This is a genomic window from Streptomyces sp. NPDC028305 (genome assembly GCF_055569495.1).
In genome coordinates this window covers 91528-110346 of record NZ_JBVHTN010000014.1, presented here as the reverse complement: position 1 = coordinate 110346, position 18819 = coordinate 91528, and the positions used below count along the sequence as shown (strand labels likewise).

At 70.3% G+C, this 18819-nt stretch carries 13 protein-coding genes and 2 pseudogenes; 10 read left to right on the top strand and 5 right to left on the bottom strand.

Translation table 11 applies throughout. From position 1 onward, the window contains the following. Nucleotides 1–23 precede the first annotated feature (23 nt). From ACZ4WQ_RS44795 to ACZ4WQ_RS44775, 5 genes are all read right to left on the bottom strand, one after another. Nucleotides 24–1049, bottom strand: coding sequence for an SDR family NAD(P)-dependent oxidoreductase (locus ACZ4WQ_RS44795; RefSeq protein WP_311728050.1), 1026 nt, complete (start codon nt 1047–1049; stop codon nt 24–26). Between the two features lie 80 nt (nt 1050–1129). Continuing rightward, complete coding sequence (uidA, locus tag ACZ4WQ_RS44790; RefSeq protein ID WP_311728049.1) at nt 1130–2956, bottom strand: beta-glucuronidase; 1827 nt, start codon at nt 2954–2956, stop codon at nt 1130–1132. 68 nt (nt 2957–3024) lie between these two features. Next, nucleotides 3025–3849: an SDR family NAD(P)-dependent oxidoreductase gene (locus tag ACZ4WQ_RS44785; RefSeq protein ID WP_398377211.1), complete on the bottom strand. Its 825-nt coding sequence runs from the start codon at nt 3847–3849 to the stop codon at nt 3025–3027. Nucleotides 3850–3881: 32 nt separating this feature from the next. Continuing rightward, nucleotides 3882–5084, bottom strand: coding sequence for a glycoside hydrolase family 1 protein (locus ACZ4WQ_RS44780; RefSeq protein ID WP_385342944.1), 1203 nt, complete (start codon nt 5082–5084; stop codon nt 3882–3884). 347 nt (nt 5085–5431) lie between these two features. Then, nucleotides 5432–6034 carry a TetR/AcrR family transcriptional regulator gene (locus ACZ4WQ_RS44775; protein WP_358845613.1) on the bottom strand — a complete coding sequence of 201 codons (603 nt, stop codon included), beginning with the start codon at nt 6032–6034 and terminating at the stop codon, nt 5432–5434. A gap of 235 nt (nt 6035–6269) precedes the next feature. Between ACZ4WQ_RS44775 and ACZ4WQ_RS44770 the strand changes: the two genes are divergently transcribed. The 10 genes and pseudogenes from ACZ4WQ_RS44770 to ACZ4WQ_RS44725 all read left to right on the top strand — a co-directional run bounded on the left by ACZ4WQ_RS44770 (nt 6270) and on the right by ACZ4WQ_RS44725 (nt 18672). Beyond that, the gene (locus ACZ4WQ_RS44770) at nt 6270–9953 is read left to right on the top strand and encodes a family 78 glycoside hydrolase catalytic domain (RefSeq protein ID WP_468022889.1); all 3684 of its coding nucleotides are present in this window, start codon (nt 6270–6272) and stop codon (nt 9951–9953) included. Between the two features lie 185 nt (nt 9954–10138). Further along, nucleotides 10139–11308 (top strand): mandelate racemase/muconate lactonizing enzyme family protein, encoded by a 1170-nt coding sequence (locus ACZ4WQ_RS44765; RefSeq protein ID WP_398377216.1) that lies wholly within the window; start codon nt 10139–10141, stop codon nt 11306–11308. A gap of 1 nt (nt 11309) precedes the next feature. Further along, nucleotides 11310–12356 (top strand): LacI family DNA-binding transcriptional regulator, encoded by a 1047-nt coding sequence (locus ACZ4WQ_RS44760; RefSeq protein WP_398377218.1) that lies wholly within the window; start codon nt 11310–11312, stop codon nt 12354–12356. A gap of 55 nt (nt 12357–12411) precedes the next feature. Then, nucleotides 12412–13782: an MFS transporter gene (locus ACZ4WQ_RS44755; protein WP_398377221.1), complete on the top strand. Its 1371-nt coding sequence runs from the start codon at nt 12412–12414 to the stop codon at nt 13780–13782. 46 nt (nt 13783–13828) lie between these two features. Beyond that, nucleotides 13829–14140: pseudogene (locus ACZ4WQ_RS44750) on the top strand (aldehyde dehydrogenase family protein); the annotation flags it as partial. 25 nt (nt 14141–14165) lie between these two features. Further along, entirely contained in the window at nt 14166–15047 is an 882-nt protein-coding gene (locus ACZ4WQ_RS44745; RefSeq protein ID WP_468022893.1) for an aldehyde dehydrogenase family protein, read from the top strand. Between the two features lie 42 nt (nt 15048–15089). After that, a complete protein-coding gene (locus ACZ4WQ_RS44740) occupies nt 15090–16001 on the top strand; it encodes a transketolase (protein WP_398377222.1) in 912 nt (303 codons plus the stop codon). Beyond that, nucleotides 15998–16261: pseudogene (locus ACZ4WQ_RS44735) on the top strand (hypothetical protein); the annotation flags it as partial. The gene ACZ4WQ_RS44740 and the pseudogene ACZ4WQ_RS44735, both read left to right, overlap by 4 nt. Before the next feature lie 121 nt (nt 16262–16382). Further along, a complete protein-coding gene (locus tag ACZ4WQ_RS44730) occupies nt 16383–17441 on the top strand; it encodes a cytochrome P450 (protein WP_398377223.1) in 1059 nt (352 codons plus the stop codon). A gap of 34 nt (nt 17442–17475) precedes the next feature. Further along, nucleotides 17476–18672, top strand: coding sequence for a cytochrome P450 (locus ACZ4WQ_RS44725; RefSeq protein WP_398377225.1), 1197 nt, complete (start codon nt 17476–17478; stop codon nt 18670–18672). Nucleotides 18673–18819: the final 147 nt, after the last annotated feature.

Below are 18819 nucleotides of genomic sequence, written 5' to 3'. Positions count from 1 at the left end.
CGGCTGCCACCGGCGTTTGCGCATTACTGGACCGACCAGCCCCCGTCGGACGGGAGGACGGCGCCGTTGATGTTGATGCCGTCGTCGCTGAGCAGAAAGGTGATGGAGGCCGCCAGCTGTTCGGCGGTGGCCAGGCTCGGGATCGCCTGCTGGAAGGGGGCGAGGCGGGCGGAACCCGACTGCGACACCTGCGCGGGCATCGGGATGCCGGTCGCCACGCCGCCGGGCGCGACCGCGTTGACCCGGATGCCGTGCGGGCCGTACATGAAGGCGGCAGACCTGGTCAGGCCGATGACACCGTGTTTGGAGACGGTGTACGCGGTGCCCGAGGAGTTGCCGCGCAGCGCCGCCTCCGAGGCGACGTTGACGATCGAGCCTGCACCCGCGGCCATCATGACCGGCAGGACCGCGCGGGACAGTTTGAAGCCGCCGGTGAGATTGATGCCGATGACGCGGTCCCAGATCTCGTCGGAGGTCTCATGGACCGGCGAGAAGTCGTCGTTCACACCGGCCACGTTGGCGAGGGCGTCGATACGGCCGTCGGCCGCAGCGACGATACGGTCGATGTCGTCCTGGCGCGTGATGTCGCCGACGACGGCGGCGATCGCGCCATCGGGGAGGGAGGTGACGAGGTCCTGGAGGCGCGCGGCCGAGACGTCCACACCGATCACGCGGCCGCCTTCCCGGGCGATGCGCGAGGCGGTCGCCCGGCCGATGCCGGAGGCCGCGCCCGTGACGATGACGGTCTTGCCGTCGAACCGTCCGGCCGTGACGCGCTCGGTCCACCGGCTCGGGCCGCTCTCCTCGGCGGGCATGACGCCGTCGTTGACCTGGAGCACGAGTTCGTCGACGACCGCCTGAGGCAGCTGTCCCTGGCTGACGGCGACAAGTTGCTGGAGCGGCAGCGTGCGCACCGGGGCGAGCATCTCCTGCGGTACCCCCGCCTGTTCCAGCAGCGCCTCGATGAGCGGCGCGCCTTTCGGGTGGGTCAGCCATGCGTCGATGGTGCTGTGCGCGGTGAGTGGCGGTGGGGGAGGGGGAGTGGGCATGTGGTTCGACTCCTTTTGGAACGATTCAGAAGTGCGTTTCGCGGCGGATCACGGAGAACGGAGCGGGAGGGGGAGGAGCGTCAGCCGCCCGTGGCCCGGCCCGGCTTCCGCCCGCTCAGACCGTGCCAGCGGCGGCGGAGGGAGAACGCGGCCGTCTTCGGCCTGCGGTCGCGGGTGAACACGCCCTTCTTGTTGCCGTCCACGCGGTGGATGCCGGGGGAGGTCTGGAAGTCGGCGAAGTTCCAGACGTGTTCGCCGACGAACTCGGGGATGCGGTCGAAGACGCGGTGGTACATGGCGAGGTAGTCGCTCTGGTACTCCTCGCTCCACGGGGTGTCCCAGACGGAGTGCAGGCCGGGCTGGGTGTCGGCGCCGTACTCGGACATCATGACCGGCTTGCCGAAGCGCGCCGCCCAGCCGCGCAGATCCTGCTCCAGGGCCTGTTCGGCGGTCGCGAGGTCGCCGGTGAAGAGGTACCAGCCGTAGTAGCGGTTGATGCTCAGCACATCGAACAGGTCGCCGATCAGGTCGTTCCGCGGCGTCGCGAACATGACCGCGGCGTAGGTGAGGGGGCGGGTCGGGTCGAGCTCGCGGGCCAGCTCGACCAGCGGCTCGAAGTATTCGCGGGCGCCGTCCTCGTTGGAGGCCGGTTCATTGGCCAGGCACCACATCACCACGCTCGGGTGGTTCTTGTCCCGTGCGACCAGCTCGCGCAGGTGCTGGGCGTGCGTGTCGCGCGTGGTCCCGCCGAAGTTCTCCGGCGCGAAGGTCGGGGTGGGCGGAACGCCGGTGAGCCCGCCCTGGACTCCCAGGTTCAGGCCGACGGCGGCGGTCTCGTCGATGACGACGATGCCGTGCCGGTCGGCGAATTCGAGCACTTCCTCCGCGTACGGGTAGTGCGCGGTGCGGAAGGAGTTGGCGCCGGTCCACTGAAGGAGCTGAAAGTCGTGGACGAGGTAGGCGTCGTCGTGGCCCTTGCCCCGGACGGGGATGTCCTCGTGTTTGCCGAAACCGGTGAAGTAGAACGGTTCGCCGTTGATGAGGAACTCGGTGCCCCGCACTTCGACGGTGCGGACGCCGAAGGGCTGGGTGTAGCTGTCGACCGGTTCCCCCTCACCGGTCCCGCCGTCGGCGATCAGCTCCACCACGAGGTCGTACAGGTAGGCGGCGCCGGGCTGCCAGAGGGTGACATCCTCGATGCGGAAGGTGCCCTCGGGTCCGTGCGCCTCGGCCACGGTCTCGCCCGTCTCGTCGACCGCGCGCACCCGGACGATCGGCGCGTCGGCGGTCTCGCCGCCGGTCTCCACGCGGTAGTCGACGATGCCGGCCGTGCCGTCCCGTCCGGTGACGACCGTGACGTCCTCCACGAACGTCCGCGGCGTGCTGCACAGGCGGACCGGGCGTGCGATGCCCGCGTAGTTGTAGAAGTCGTGCAGGTAGGACTGGCGTTCGCGGCTGTCGGGGCCCGTCGTGAGGGTGCCCGGTGGAATCGTCTCGTTCGTCAGCCGGTTGTCCACGCCGACGGTGAGCCGGAACTCGGTGCCAGGGCGGACGATCCCGGTCAGGTCCGCCTCGAACGGGGTGTAGCCGCCAGCGTGTTCGGCCACGAGTCGGTCGTCCGCGTAGACCTGTGCGGCGTGGGTGACGGAGCCGAAGCGGAGGACCACCCGCTGCCCCGCCCAGCCGCGCGGCACGCGCACATCGCGCTGGTACCAGGCGACGCCGACATGGTCACGGATCTCCGCGTCCGTGAACAGGTCGTTGTAGCTGGCGGGGACGGGGGCTTCGAGAGGCGAGGCGAGCCGCGACGTCCACGGGGTGGCGGCGGCGCGGGTGCCGAGAGCGAACCGCCACAGGCCGTCGAGGCTGACGATGTCGCGGGTGGGGCTGGTGCGGGGCGAGAGCATGGCGTTCCTACGCGTCGTTGCGGGCGGAGAGGCCCGAGGGGGATGGGGGACTGGTGCGGCGCCGCCGGTTAAATCGTTTCACCGGCGTCGGCGAGGAGCGTGCTCCCCGTCATGAAGGCCGAGAGGTCGCTCGCGCAGAACAGCACCACGCGGGCGATGTCGTCGGGCACGCCGAGCCGGCCGAGCAGGCTCGGCTGCATCACGGACAAGATGTCCCCGGCGTCCGCGCGGGCACCGGCCGCCGCGGCGGCCGCCGCCATGTTCCCCTCGGTCGGCACGTATGTCGGAGCGACGCCCAGGACGCGGATGCCGAACGGTGCGAATTCGAGGGCGAGTTGCCGGGTGATGCCACGCGCCGCGTGCTTGGAGCCGACGTAGGCGGCGAGCCCGGGGGCCGTCCCCCGGAACCCGGCCGTGGAGACGACGTTGACGATGACACCACCGCTCCCGGCCCCGCTCATCCGGCGCGCCGCCTCCCGGGATCCGAGGAAGACACCGCGCGTGTTCACGGCGAACACCTCGTCCCAGGTCCGGTCGGACATCTCCAGTGCGGAAACGCTGGGGAAGATCCCGGCGTTGTTGACCCAGATGTCGACCCCGCCGAACTCCCGGACCGCGAGGTCGGCGGCCGCGACGATGCTCTCGGTGTCGGTGACATCCAGGTGGGCGGCCAGCGCACGGCCCTGGCCGCGGGCGTCGAGGTCCTCGGCGACAGCGGTGGCGAGCCCTTGCTCGATGTCCGTGACGAGTACGTCCGCTCCTGCTTCGACCAGGCGCTCGGCGATGGCCCGGCCCAGTCCGCGGCCGGCGCCGGTCACGACGGCGTGCCGCCCGGACAGTGAGACCAGTTCGGCCAGGGGCCGGGACGAGACGTCGGGTACGGATACCTGCACGATGTGTCCTTCCGGGGTGCGGTGCGGTGCGGTCAGTTGCGCGCGCGGCGGGCGGTCTCGCCCAGCCAGGCCAGGCTGGGCTTGGGGCGGCGCTCGAAGGTCTCGCGGTCCACCTCGACCAGTCCGAAGGTCGGCGCCCAGTGGCCCCACTCGTAGTTGTCGAGGAGGCTCCAGTGCAGATAGCCGCGGACGTCCGCGCCGTCGGCGATCGCCGCCTGGAGGTGCTTGAGCGCGTCGGCGGTGTAGTCGATCCGGCGGGTGTCGTCGTGGGTGGCGATGCCGTTCTCGGTGATCAGGATCGGCATGCCACCGGTGACCTCGGCGGTGTGCCGCACGGCGATACCCAGGGCGTCGGGCCGGTAGGCGGTTCCCACGAGCGTGTTGTCCGGGTGCTGCGGGTGGGGCTCGATGCCGTCCGGGCGGACCCACTGGCTGGAGTACGACTGCACGCCGACGAAGTCGTCGCCGCGCGCTCCCTCCAGGTAGAGGTCCTCCCAGACGTACTCCAGCTCCCGCTTCTTCTCGTCGGCCCCCGGGCGGGCGACGAAGGCGCGGTTGGCGACCGTCCAGCCGACCTTGGCGCCGGTGCGCTCGCGCAGCACGTCCCGTACGGCGTGGTGTGCCTCGATCAACCGCTCGCCGATCTTCACATCGGGGGCCGGCAGCGGTGGGCGCGGGCCCTCGTTGTCGACGGTGGGGCTCTGCCACTCCCCGGCCGCCTGCTGGTTCCGCATGGCCTGGGCCATGCCGACCATGATGGCCAGCATGTTCGGCTCGTTCATCGTGACGACCCACTCGACGCCGTCGAGAATCGGTGAGACCGCCTCGGCGTACGCCTTGAACCGCTCGGCGGCGCGGTCGCCGAGCCAGCCGCCCTCCTGCGCGAACCAGAGCGGGCTGGTGAAGTGGTGCAGTGTCACGACCGGGGTCAGGCCGAGCTCGAATGCCGTCTCGATCATGCGCCGGTAGTGGGCCAGTTCCGCCCGCGAGATCAGGCCGGGGACCGGCTCGATCCGGGCCCACTCGATTCCGAAGCGGTAGGCGTTGAGCCCGGCGTCGGCGAGCAGTCGCATGTCCTCGCGGTACCGGTGGTAGCTGTCGCACGCGTCGCCGCTGCGCTCCATGCCGGGCACGCGCCCCTCGCTCGCCCAGAAGTCGCTGTTGAGGTTGTTGCCCTCGATCTGGTGCGGTGCGGTGGAGGCTCCCCAGAGGAACCCGGGGGCGAGTTCGGTCATCGTCGACTGCCTTTCTGAGCGTCGGTGGTGACGGGCCTGATGGCGCTTGCGCTGCGACGGCAGTCGCGCGGGGAGGCGGATGCCTTCGTCAGTGCGCCGCTGCGCTGGTACGCCGACGTGTGAGCGTCAACTTTTACCAGGTGGTTGGTTTTCGTGATCGGACGCTAGACCGGGATCGCGAGTGCGGGAAGTTGCCGTTCGGCTTCGTGATCAGAGCGTTATCCGGCCGCGGATCGCATGAGCGCGGAGAGCGGGCGCGCGAAAAGTGGTGGTACGGCTTGTCGCAGGTGAGGGGTGTGGGCGCGGGCATCCTGCCCGGCGGCCGGCCGGACCGGGTGGCGCTCCGCCTACTGGTCGTCCTGGTCGAGAAGCAGGCGCACGAAGTCGCTGATGGGTCCGACGATGTCGAGATCCTGGTCGAGCACCCACTGCAACTGGAGCCCGTTGAGCACGGCATGGAAGAGGACCGCGGCGCTCTCGGGGCTGAGGTCCCCGCGCAGCTTGCCGCGGGCCGCCTCGTCGTGGAGTCCCTCGGCGAACTGCCTGCGCCCGCGTTCGTAGCGCTCGGCGAAGTACGCGTGGGCGGGGTGGTCCGGGCGTGAGGCCGCGGCGGCGAGCTCGATCCACAGGCGCATCAGCTCGGGGGCCTTCTGGTGGTGGCGGATGAGCTCGCCGAGGTAGGGCGCGAGCTGGTCCGGGCTCTCGACCTGCGCGAGGCCCTGCTGCCACTCTTGGGAGTCCCGCTCGGCCAGAACCTCGGCAAGGAGCTCGTCCTTGTTGCGGAAGTGGTGGAGGAGGCCGGCGTGGGTGATGCCGGCCCTTTCCGCGATGTCGCGCAGGGAGGCCTTGGCGTAGCCGTTCTCGGCGAAGCTGTCGCGTGCCGCCCGTACGATCTCCGCTCTGCGGGCCGGCGTCTTGGCGTACGGCCCACGTGCCTTGGCCTGGCCCACGGTGCGCTCACTTTCCCCAACGAAGCCGGTCCGGATCGGTCGTGCGCATCAGCTGAGCGTCAAAATCTACCACAAGGTTGGGATTCGCTGGGCGTGTCGTGACGCCAGACCATTGTGCTCCCCCTCGGGTTGTCCCTAAGCTTTCCACTTGGAAGGTATTGAATCGTTTCAAGCCTCAGCCCATTTCAAGCCCTGCCGTTTCAAGTGCAGTGCGCTGACGAAAGGAATCCGAGCCATGGCCGAGGAGAGCAGAAGTGCGCTGAGCCGTCGACACATGCTGGGCGTCATGACGGCGGCCGCAGCCGGGGCCTCCCTCCCGCTCGCGGCCGCGCCGAACACCCTGGCGTCGACCGGCGGCGGACACCGCTCCGCCCCCGCGAACCTCCAGGTCAACTCCCAGGTCGCACCGCTGGGCACGGAGACCGCCCCGGCCTTCGGCTGGGTGCCTCCGGTGGCCCGCCAGACCGCGTACGAGATCCAGGTCGGCACCGCGCCCGGCAAGGCGGATATCTGGAGCAGCGGCAAGGTGGCCGGCTCGAACAGCACCGAGGTGCCCTACGGGGGCGCGAGTCTCCGGTCGGAGCAGGCGTACTTCTGGCGGGTGCGGACCTGGGACGAGAAGGGCGCCCCCGGCGCCTGGAGCGAGTCCGCGGTATGGGAGACCGGCCTGCTGAAGGGGGAGAAGGACTGGTCGGGCGCCCGGTGGATCGGTGGCCGTACGGCGCAGGACCACGACTGGCGGGACCTCACCGCGACCGTCGTCTTCCGCGGCGGCTCCGACCCCGCGAGCGGGCTCTCCCTGCTGCTGCGGGCCGAGCCCATCGGCAAGACCTGGGGCGAGGGGCTCGTCTGGACCCTCCAGCAGAGCGGCGACACCATGCGGCTGGCGATGAAGACCAGCCACTACGCGGGCAACACCTGGGTGGACGACGGCACCTCCGAGCCCGACTGGGGCGTCAACCGGTACGACCCCCAGAGCGAGACCAACCCCACCACCGCGGGTACCCGCGGTGTCCCCGTCGGCACGGTCGCCCTCCCCGCCTCGACCGGGCTGACCAAGGACACCTGGGCCACCCGCGACCACACGGTGGTGGTCTCCGTCCGCGGCCTCACCGTGACCACCAGGGTCAACGACATCGAGGTCGACAGCCGCACACTCACCGGGGACCAGATCCGCCGCCACGGCAGCTTCGGTTTCGCCGGTGGCACCGACGCCACCGTGCGCAGCGTCAAGGTGACCGGTACCGGCGCCCCCGACTTCTCCGTGGACCTGACCACGGGCGCCAACCCGTTCGAGAGCGGCATCGGCACCCTCGCGGGCCTGACCTTCCCGCCCAAGAACCCGTACCTTCCGGCCAAGAACGCCGTGCTGCCCATCGCCAACCCCGCGCCGCTGCTGCGCCGCGCGTTCACGCTGCCCCGTGGCCGGCGCATAGCCAGGGCACGCCTGCACCTGAGCGCCGCGGGCAACGTCACCTTCACCGTCAACGGCGAGCCGATCACCGTCGACGGCAAGCGGGCGGCCCGGGACCGCGCCAACGTGCCCCGGCTGCTCACCGACCAGAGCACCTACGACCGTACGGTGCTCTATGACACCTTCGACGTCACCGGGCTGCTCGACGCGGGCCGGGAGAACGCCGTCGCCGCCGAGCTCGGGCGCGGCTGGTACGGAGTGACGACACCCCAGGAGTGGTACTGGCAGCTCGCGCCCTACGCCGGCCAGCCCCGCATGCGGGCGAAGCTCGTCGTGACCTACACCGACGGCTCGGCCACCACACTGGTCACGGACGAGGACTGGCTCGGCGCGGACGGCCCCACCACGTTCGACTCGGTCTACTCGGGGGAGAAGTACGACGCCCGCCGCGCCGAGGAACTGGGCGACTGGCGCTCGGCCGGCTACCGCACCGGCCGCGACTGGCGCCCGGCCACCGCGCTGATCCCGCCGGGCAGCTGCGCGGCCCCCGAGCCGAAGTACCACGGCCTGCTCCCGGCCACCACGGTCCCCGAGGGCTTCAAGCCCGCCGCCGTACGGGCCCACGAGGCGGAGCCGGTGCTGGTCAACCGGACGCTGCGCCCGGTGTCGATCACCGAGTCCGCCCCCGGCTCGGGCATCTGGATCCTGGACTACGGCCAGATCCTGACCGGCTTCGTCCGCCTCGGCCTCAGCGGCGTACGCCCCGACAAGCAGGGCCTCACCCTGCGGCTGCGCGGAGGCAACCGCATCACCACCGGCGACTCCACGACGGCCTCGCCGTTCTCCGTCGAGGAGGAGAACTTCCAGCACGACGCCAACCTCCAGACCCACTACTACACCGTCGGCAAGCGGTCCACTCAGGGCTGGGAACAGCAGTTCAGCCACTTCGGCTTCCGCTACCTGGAGGTCATGAACCTCGAAGCCGTCCTCGGCCGGGCGCCCGACCTGGGGCGGGACGCCGACGTGCTGACGGTGGAGGTCGCCCGCTCCGGCTTCGCCCGCACCGGCACGTTCACCACGGACAACGCCCTGCTCAACCGGGTCCGGCGCAACCTGGAGTGGGCCGAGCAGAACAACCTGGTGCAGAAGCCCACCGACACCCCGTCGCGGGAGAAGAACGGCTGGACCGGCGACGCCATGGCCAGCTCCGAGTCCCAGTCCCTCACCTGGGACGTCAACGCCCTCCTCACCAACTATCTGCGCCACTTCCCCGACACCCAGATCTCCACCGGCCAGCTGCCCATGTTCGTCCCCCTGGCCAAGGGCGGCTACGGCTACGACCACACCCCCGGCTGGAACGCCGCGTGGAAGGCGGTGCCGGCCTGGGACTCGGCGTACTTCGTCATCCCGAGGGAACTGCACACGTACTACGGCAACAGCAGCTTGTTCGCCGAGCTCTACGACCACCAGGACACGCTCCTGAAGTACTACGAGACGCTGTTCACCGCCGAGAACGACTACAGGTTCGAAGCCTCCCTCGGCGCCTACTCCGGTGCCGAGCCGCCCGGCAGCAACGCCGTCATCAGCCTCGCCTTCTACATCCACTTCTGCGACTACATGGACGAGGTGGGACGCCGACTCGGCCGCACCGAGCGCGCCGCCCACTACACGAAGCTGGCGCGCACCCTGCGCAAGGCGTTCATCGCCAACTACTGGGACACGTCTCAAGGCCACTTCACCCAGGGCAGCATCTCCAGCGAGAACACCATCGCCATCGCCTTCGACCTGGTCCCAGGCTCGGACCTGAGCCCCGACGACCCCCGCCACCTGGCCGGCACCAAGACACTCGCCGAGAACAAGAGGGCCCTCGCGAAGCTGCTCGCCGACCGCATCGCCGCGGCGGATCACCACATCCAGAACGACATGTACGGGTCGCGCTACGAGTTCAACATCCTCAGCGAGTACGGCTACACCGACATCGCCCTCAAGGCCGTCACCCAGACCGGCGCTCCCGGCTACGTCCACCAGATCGCCAAGGGCGCCACCTCGCTGTGGGAGCAGTGGACCGACCGGCTCTCGGTCAACCACCACTACCGCTCCAACGTGGCCACCTGGTTCTACCAGAGCCTGGCCGGCATCAGGCCGACCGCCACCGCCTACGAATCGCTGCGCATCCGCCCGTACATCCCGGCGGCCGAGGTCAACAGCCGGGTTCCGAAGGACACACAGGACACCGACCTGGCGCCCGCGACCCTCGGCCACGTCAGCGCCTCCATCGACACCGTGCGCGGCACGGTGTCCTCGGAATGGCGGCGCCGCCCGGACGGCAGGATCGACCTCGCGGTGACCATCCCGCACAACACCGAGGCCGAGATCTGGGTCCCCACCCAGGGCAAGCCCGTCACCGTGCCCCGAGGTGTCGCCTTCGTCCGCGACGACACCTCGGGAGGAGCCCGCTACGGGGTCTACCGGGCCCGCGCGGGTTCGTACCGCTTCAACGCCTGATGGCCTGACCCCGTGCGAGCGGGGTCACCACCAGATGGTGCGGGCGACGTCGTGCGCACGTCCGAACCGCCCCTCGGCCGGCCTCAAGAGCCCCTCGACTCACTCTTGACACGAGGCTGCGCGTGGGCCGATATTTCCTGGAATCGGTTCCGGAACCGATTCCGGAACCGATTCCAGGAGCCAGGATGACCCTCCCGAGCACCGTCAGCGAACAAGCCCCGTGGGCCAGTGGCGCCTCTGGGCTGACCATCACCGGCGTTGACGTCGTGGCGGTGCGTGCCCCGCTGGCCCGCGAGTTCAAGGGCAGCTTCTACCGGATGACCCATCGGGCGACGCTGATCACTCGGGTCCGCACTGAGGAGGGCATCGTCGGGGAGGCCTACGTGGGCGACGAGGACGGCGCCCTCGCCGAGATCGCCGCGATCACCACGCGCGAGATCGCCCCGCGCCTGATCGGCGAGGACGCCTTCGCCACCGAACGCTGCTGGGACCTCGCCTATCCGGTCACCTATGACATCCTGCGGGACCGCCGTCACGGCCTGGTGGCGCTGGCCGGTGTCGACACCGCCATATGGGACGCCGTCGGCAAGGCGCTGCGGCTGCCGCTGCACCGGCTGTGGGGCGGCTACCACCGCGAGATCCCCCTGATGGCGATCGGCGGATACTACGGAGAACCGCTGGGCGCCATCGAGGACGAGATCGCCTTCTACAAGGACCGCGGGCTGGCCGGTATGAAGTTCAAGGTCGGCGGCGCCTCGCCCGAGGTCGATGCCAAGCGGGTCGCGGCCGCGCGGGAGGCGGCCGGCGACGACTTCGTCATCACGGTGGACGCCAATCAGGGCTACACCGTGGCCGAGGCGCTGGAGTTCGCCTGGCGCGTCGAGGATCTCGGTATCCGCTGGTTCGAGGAGCCGGTGCGCTGGCACAACGACCGCCGTTCGCTGCGTGACGTCCGTATGCGCACCCGCATTCCGGTCGCCGCGGGCCAGAGCGAGTACAGCGCCAGCGGCTGCCGGGACCTGATGGAGGCCGGGGCCATCGATGTCTGCAACTTCGACGCCTCCTGGTCCGGGGGGCCGACGGCGTGGCGCCGTGCCGCCGCCATCGCCACCTCGTACGACGTCCAGATGGGACACCACGAGGAGCCGCAGGTCGCCGCCCATCTGCTGGCCAGCCAGTCACACGGCACCTATGCCGAGTGTTTTCATCCCGACCGGGATCCGTTCTGGTGGCATCTGATAGCCACGGAGCGGCGGCTGGTGGACGGCAAGCTCCAGCTCTCCGACGCCCCCGGCCTCGGCTGGGAGCTGGACGAGGACTACATCGCCGGGCACCGCCTCGAGCTGGGGGCGTGACATGCCGAACGATCCCAGCTCCGGGATGCGTGGCAGCCGGCCGCACCGCGTGGCGATCCGCGAGGTCGCCGAGTACGCCGGAGTGGCGGTGTCCTCCGTCTCCCGCGTCATCTCCGGGCATCCCGACGTCAGCGAGAAGATGCGCCGGAAGGTGCTGAAGGCCATCGACGAGCTGGGCTTCGTCCCGGATCTGGCGGCGCAGAGCATCCGCACCGGCGCGACGAAGACCATCGGCTTCGTCATCAGCGACATACGCAACCCGCTGCTCGCCGAGATCGCGCACGCGGCCGAGACCCGCCTGCGCGAACGCGGTTACACGCTGTTCATGATGAGCTCACTGCACGACCCCGAGCTGGAGGCCGAGCATCTGCGCCGACTCGCCCAGCATCGGGTGGACGGGCTGCTGGTGTCGGTCACCGACGAGAAGAACCAGGAAACCGTCGAGTTGCTCTCCAAGGCCGGCGTCCCCATCGTGCTGATCGACCGCGACATCCCCGACCTGCCCGCCGCCTCCGCCGCCCGCTTCGACCACGCCAGCGGACTGACCGCCGCGGTGCGGCACCTCGTCGAGCTCGGCCACCGTTCGATCGGCCTGGTCAGCGGCTCGGCCAACACCCGTCCCTCCCGGGAGCGCGAGCAGGCGCTGTACCGGATCGCGGCACAGCTGGGTGTCACGGCCCACGCCCACAGCGGGGACTTCGCCATGGAACACGGGGCCAAGGCCACCCACGCGCTGCTGAGCGGCGAGGACCGACCGACGGCGCTGATCGCGGGCTCCAACCAGATTCTGGTCGGCGTGCTCTCGGCCCTCGCCGGGCTCCCGTACCAGGTTCCCCGGGATCTCTCGCTCGTCACCTGTGACGACGCGCCGATGGCGGCCTTCCTCCAGCCCCGGCTGGCGACGATCCGCCGGGACGTCGCCCAGATCGGGCGCGTCAGCGCCGATCTGCTGCTGGAAGCCCTGGCCGGCGACGCGGCCCGGTCCGTCGAGCTGCCGACCCGATTCGACCACGCGGAGTCCTGCGCGGCTCCGTCCCCGAACCGGTGACCGCCACCGGTCACCTCAACGAGCCGCCGCTTCAATGAAGAAGCAAGGAGAAGCCATGTCCTCCCCCTCGGCACCGGGCGCCACCACAGGCGCCGCAACCACACCCTCCTCCGCCGCCGAAGACCGCGCCAATCTGCGCCGCGCCCGCTGGGGCGGCCTGGTGGGCACCGCCCTCGAGCAGTACGACTTCGTGATCTACGGGACCGCGTCCGCGCTGGTCTTCAACTCGGTGTTCTTCCCCGACCTGAGCCCGGCCGTGGGCTACCTCGGCAGCTTCGGGGCGTATGCCGTCGGCTTTCTCGCCCGGCCGCTGGGCGGTCTGTTCTTCTCCCGCTTCGGGGACCGGCTCGGCCGCAAGTGGGTGCTGGTCACCACGCTGTATCTGATGGGCATCGCCACCTTTCTGATCGGCCTGCTGCCGACGTACGAGACCATCGGGTTCTTCGCGCCCCTGCTGCTGGTTCTGCTGCGCTGTCTCCAGGGCTTCGGAGCCGGCGCCGAAATGGCCGGTGGCACCGTGCTGTTGACCGAGGCGGCGCCACCCGGCAGACGCGGCTACACCGCCTCGCTGGTGTGGGTCGGGGCCTCGGGGGGCACCGCGCTGGGCGCTGTGGTCTGGCTGGCGGTCCAGCAACTGCCCGAGGACGCGATGCTGAGTTACGGCTGGCGGCTGGTGTTCCTCAGCTCCATCGTCGTCACAGGCATGGCGTACCTGCTGCGGCGCAAGCTCCAGGACTCCCATGTCTTCACCGAAACCGCGAAGGAGAAGGCCAAGGAGGACGCGGCGGACCCACGGCCCTCGCCGATCAAGGACGTGTGGACCAACAGCCGCCGGAACGTGCTGCGGGTTTTTCTGATGGTGGCCGGGGTCAGCCTCAACTCGTACACCTACCAGGTGTTCATGGGCAGCTACCTGGTGTCGAACGTCGACGTGGACAAGGCCGTGTTCACCCGCGCGCTGCTGATCGGCGCGATCTGCGGAATGGGCGCGGCGGTGTTCTTCGGCCGGCTGTCGGACCGGCTCGGCCGGAGGCCCGCGTACACGGTCGCGGCCCTGGGGATGATGATCCTTCCGGTCCCGGCCTTCGCGATGCTGAACACCGGGAGCCCCGTGCTGATCACGATAGTGATCATTCTGGGCTTCATCTTCGCGGCCGAGGGCTCGGTGAGCGCCCAGGCGGCGTTTCTGCCGGAGATCTTCGGCAGCCGCTATCGCTACGCCGGGGTCACCATGGGGCGCGAGCTGGCCTCCATGGTCGGCGGCGCCGGGCCGCTGGTCTGCTCGGCCCTGATCACCTGGGCGAGCGGCAGCTGGATCCCGGTGGCGGTGTTGATGATCGCCACCGTCGCGGTCAGCCTGGCCGTCACCCTGCGCACACCGGAGACCCGGGACCGGGACCTGTACTCCGAGGCCGACGCGGCCTGACCACAGAACCACCACAGCCGAAGGACCCCTCCTCGCTCTCACCCGCCTCGCCGATGCCATCACCGCGGACTCCGAGAACCTGGCCCGGCTGGAGAGCGAGGACACCGGCAAGCCGATCGGCCAGGCCCGTGCCGACGCGGCCGTCTGCGCCCGCTACTTCCAGTTCTACGGCCATGCCATCGACACCTACTACGGCGACACCATTCCGGTGCGACCCGATATCCAGGCGTACACCACGCGCGAACCGTTCGGTGTCACCGGACACATCGTCGCCTGGAACTACCCCATGCAGCTGTTCGCCCGCGGGGTCGCACCGGCCATCGCCACCGGCAACTGCGCGGTAGTCAAACCGGCCGGACGAGACCCCGCGCACCTCCGTACGGCTGGCGGAACTGGCGGTGGCGGCCGGCATCCCCGACGGGGTGGTCAACGTCGTGCCCGGCATCGGCGCCGAGGCCGGCGCCGCGCTCACCGCCCATCCGGACATACGCCAGATCGGCTTCGTCGGCTCGACGGCCGTCGGCGCCCGGGTCGCGCACGCCGCCGCCCACCGGGTCGTGCCCACCACGCTCGAACTGGGCGGCAAGTCCGCGCACGTGGTCTTCCCCGACGCCGACCTCGAAGCCGCCGCCGAGGCCGTCACCAAGGGGATCCTCCAGAATGCCGGTCAGACCTGCTCGGCCGGATCCCGGCTGATCGTGCACCGCGACGCGCACACCGAGATGGTGGCTCGGCTGACCGCGGCCTTCTCTGCGGTCCGCATCGGCCCTGGTGCCACCGATCCCGACCTGGGGCCCCTGGTGTCGAGGAAACAGCAGTCCAGGGTCGCCGACTTCATCGACACCCTCACCTCGGGCGAGGTCCTGGTCGGCGGCACGGCCCCGGCCGACCCGGAGCTCGGCTCCGGCGCGTACTACGCACCCACCCTCGTCGACGGCGTGGACCCGGGCAGCCGGATCGCTCAGGAGGAGGTCTTCGGCCCCGTGCTGGCGGTGATGAGCTTCGACCGCCCCGAGGAAGCGGTGCGGCTGGCCAACTGCACGCCGTACGCGCTCATGGGCGCCGTCTGGACGTCGGACATCACCCGGGCCCTGACCGTCGCCCGTGGCATCGAGGCCGGACAGGTGTACATCAACGCGTTCGGCGCCCGCGGCGGCGTGGAGCTGCCGTTCGGTGGTTTCCGCGGATCCGGCTACGGACGGGAAAAGGGGGTGGCGGCGCTGGACGCCTGCACCCAGAGCAAGACCTTCATCATCAAGCTCTGATCGGCCGGCGGTCGTACGCCGGAAAGGACCATGCGAGCAACCATGACCGTCGCCCCCTGTACGGCGCCGCCGACCGACCGGCAGCGCCCGACCGACGAACAACTCGGCCACCTGGCCACCCGGGCCCGAGAGCTCATCCTGCGCACCGCTCACCAGGCCGGAGCCGGCCACGTCGGCGGCTCCCTGTCCGCCGCCGACCTGCTGGTGACCCTCTACTTCGACGAGCTGCGGATCGACCCGGCCCGGCCCGCCGCGCCGGAGCGGGACCGTTTCGTCCTCTCCAAGGGGCACTGCGCACTCGGCCTCTACGCCGTCCTCGCGATGCGGGGCTACTTCGACGTCGCCGAACTCGCCGACTTCGACAAGGGCGGTTCACGGCTCCAGATGCACCCTGACATGACCAGGCTGCCCGGGGTCGAGATGTCGACCGGATCGCTCGGCCAGGGCCTGTCCGCCGGCGTGGGCATGGCGCTGGGCGCGCGGCTGGGCGGCTCCGCCTCGGCCCCGGACTCACGTACGTATGTGCTGCTCGGAGACGGGGAGCTCCAGGAGGGCATGACCTGGGAGGCGGCGCATGTGGCACCCCGCTACCGGCTCGGCCACCTGGTCGCGGTGCTCGACCACAACGGCCTTCAGCAGTACGGCTGGCCGCGCGGCGCCGACGACCGCGGCGACCGGCGCGACCCGTGGGCGGGCGTCGACCTGCGCGCCACCTTCACCGGTCTCGGCTGGCGGGTGCTGGAGATCGACGGCAACGACATCGCCGCGATCCGGGCCGCGTTCGCCGAGGCCGGGCAGGCCGAAGCCATCGACCGGCCCACGATGATCCTCGCCACCACCCGCAAGGGCCACGGCGTCTCCTTCGCGGAGATGACCATCAAGTGGCACACCGGTGCGCCGAATGACGAGCAACTCGCGGCGGCGCTCGCCGAGTTGGGTGGGGTAGCCGAATGACCACACCGACGACATCGATGCGTCAGACATCGGACGCCACCCTGGTCGCGCTCGGCGACGAGGACCCGCGGACCGTGGTGCTCGACGGCGATCTGGCCACCAGCACCAAGGCCGACGCCTTCGCCCAGGCGCACCCGGAGCGGTTCCTCCAGATGGGCATCGCCGAGCAGAACCTGGTCGGCGTCGCCGTGGGGCTGGTGACCACCGGACTGGTGCCGTGGCTGTCCTCCTTCGGGGTGTTCTTCTCCCACCGCGCCGTGGACCCGATCCGGATGCTCGTCGCGCAGACCGACGCCAATGTGCGGCTGATGGTCGAACGCAGCCGGATCATCACCGCGCGGCTGTCCGGCCGGGGGGCGATGGCGCTGCTGGCCGTGACCGTTGACGACGGACGAGCCGCGCCTGAAGGGGCTGGCCCTGCTGGACCGGGACCCCTCGGACCACACCCGGCTGCGGAAGCTGGTCTCCAAGGCGTTCACCGCGCGGGCCATCAACGCCATGGAGCCGCAGATCCGCTCGCTCGTCGGCGACGCGCTCGACGCCATCGCCGAAGCCGGCAGCGTCGACCTGGTCGAGGCACTGGCGTTCCCGCTGCCGTTCACCGTGGTCTCGCGGATGCTCGGCATGCCGCCGACCGACAACGAACGGCTGCGCATGCTCTCCCACACCCTGATGCGCTCCGTCGAACCCACCACCGACCCCGTGGTGATGAGGGCCGTCGAGGCGGCCGACGCGGAGCTGTTCGACCTGGTCGGCGAGGCCGTCTCCTGGAAGCGGGACCACCCCGCCGACGACCTGCTCACCGCACTGATCACCGCCGAGGACAACGGGGACGCGCTCACCCACGACGAGCTGGTCGCCCAGGTCGCCATGTTGTACGTCGCGGGTCACGAGACGACCGTGAACCTGCTCTCTGGTGGAACTCTCGCGCTGCTGCGCAACCCGGACCAACTGAAGCTCCTGCGCGACACGCCGGACCTCATCGGGAACGCCGTCGAGGAGCTGCTGCGCTACGACGCGCCCGTGCACAACAGCAGGCGGGTGACGCTGGAGACCTACCACGTCGGCGGTTACGAGATCCCGCCCGGGTCGTTCATCCTCGCCAACCTGGCCGGGGCCAACCGCGACGAGACGTTCTGGGGTTCCGACGCGGAGGAGCTCCGGCTGGACCGGGAGAACGCCCGCCGCCATCTGTCCTTCGGCGCCGGCATCCACCACTGCCTCGGCGCGGCGCTGGCCCGCATCGAAGGCAGGGTGGCCATCGGCGAGCTGGTGCGGCGGTTCCCCGCGCTGAGCCTGGACGGCGACGTCGAGTGGAACGGTCTGCTCAGCCTGCGAGCGCGGCCCGGATGCCGGTCCGGGTGTGAGCCGTGGGAACACCGGCCCGGCCCGGACGCGAGCCGCCGGACCGGCACCCCCGCACGACCTCCACCTCCATGAACAGCGAGAGCGACCAAGAACGGATCCATTGCCCATGACCAGTGTTGACCGCGACACCGTGCGCGCCGTCAGTGACCTCCCGGTGGCCGAGCGGCGGGACGACGCCTGGCGGATGCTGATGGCCGGCCCGGAGCCGGCGCGCATGGCCGACGGCCTGGCGGTGACCAGCCTCGCCGCCGTCAAGGCGGTGCTCAGAGAACCGAACCGGTTCTCCGCCAAGAAGGCGTTCGACGCCGTGGAGACCGGTTACCCCCTCATCCCCCTGGCCTTCGATCCCCCCGAGCAGACCCGCTACCGGCGGATCCTGCAACCCTTCTTCGGCCCGCGCCGGATCCGGGCCCTGGAGGAGTCGCTGCGGGCCCAGGCCATCGATCTCGTCGAGGCCGTGAAGGCCCGTGGCGGCTGCGACTTCGTCGCGGACATCGCCGTTCCCTTCCCGGTGCAGGCGCTGCTGACCCTGCTGGGACTGCCGCTGGAGGACCGCGACCGCTTCATCGAGTCGAAGAACGCAGCCCTCGAACTCACCGCCGACGCCGTCGGCGAGCTGACCCTCACCGACGAGGAGCGCGTCGCCAGGGTGGCACAGACCATGGCCCTGGGCGGCTATCTGACGAAGCTGATAGAGACCCGTCGCACCCGTCCGGGCGACGATGTCCTCAGCGAGATCCTGGCCATCGACGGCGACGACCGCCTCTCCGACACGGAAGCCATGGGCGTGTGCCTCATGCTCGTGCTCGCCGGTCTGGAGACCGTCACCGACGCGCTGAGCCTCGGGATGGAGCGGCTGGCCACCCATCCCGAGCGGCGCCGGGAGCTGGCGGACGACCCCTCTCTCGTGCCGGCCGCCGTGGAGGAACTGCTGCGGCTCGACCCACCGGCCCCGTTCCTGCCCCGGGTCACCACCGAGGACGTCGAGATCGCGGGCTGCCCCGTCCAAGCCGGGACCCTGGTCAACACCCATCTGACCACGGCCAACCGGGACGAGACCTGCTGGCCGCGCCCCCATGACATCGACTTCCACCGCCCGGACAACCCGCACACCAGCTTCGGCGTCGGCGTGCACCGCTGCCTGGGCACACACCTGGCGCGTCTGGAGATGCAGCTCCTCTTCGAGGAGTGGCACCGCCGGGTCCCTGAGTACGCCATCGCCGAGGGCACCTCGCACCGGGCCAGGCTGGTACGCGCGAACATCGGGATGGAGTCGCTTCGGCTGACGATCCCGACGGCGTGACCGCAGCGTCGAAAAGGCCGCTCCCGAGTGCAGGGAGCGGCCTTTCGCCATTCGCCAGTCGGAATGGGGAAAGAATCTCAAAAATTTCGGCGCGCACTACTGTTTCGACATCACAAGGACACACGCACACCATGGGCATCTCTTCCC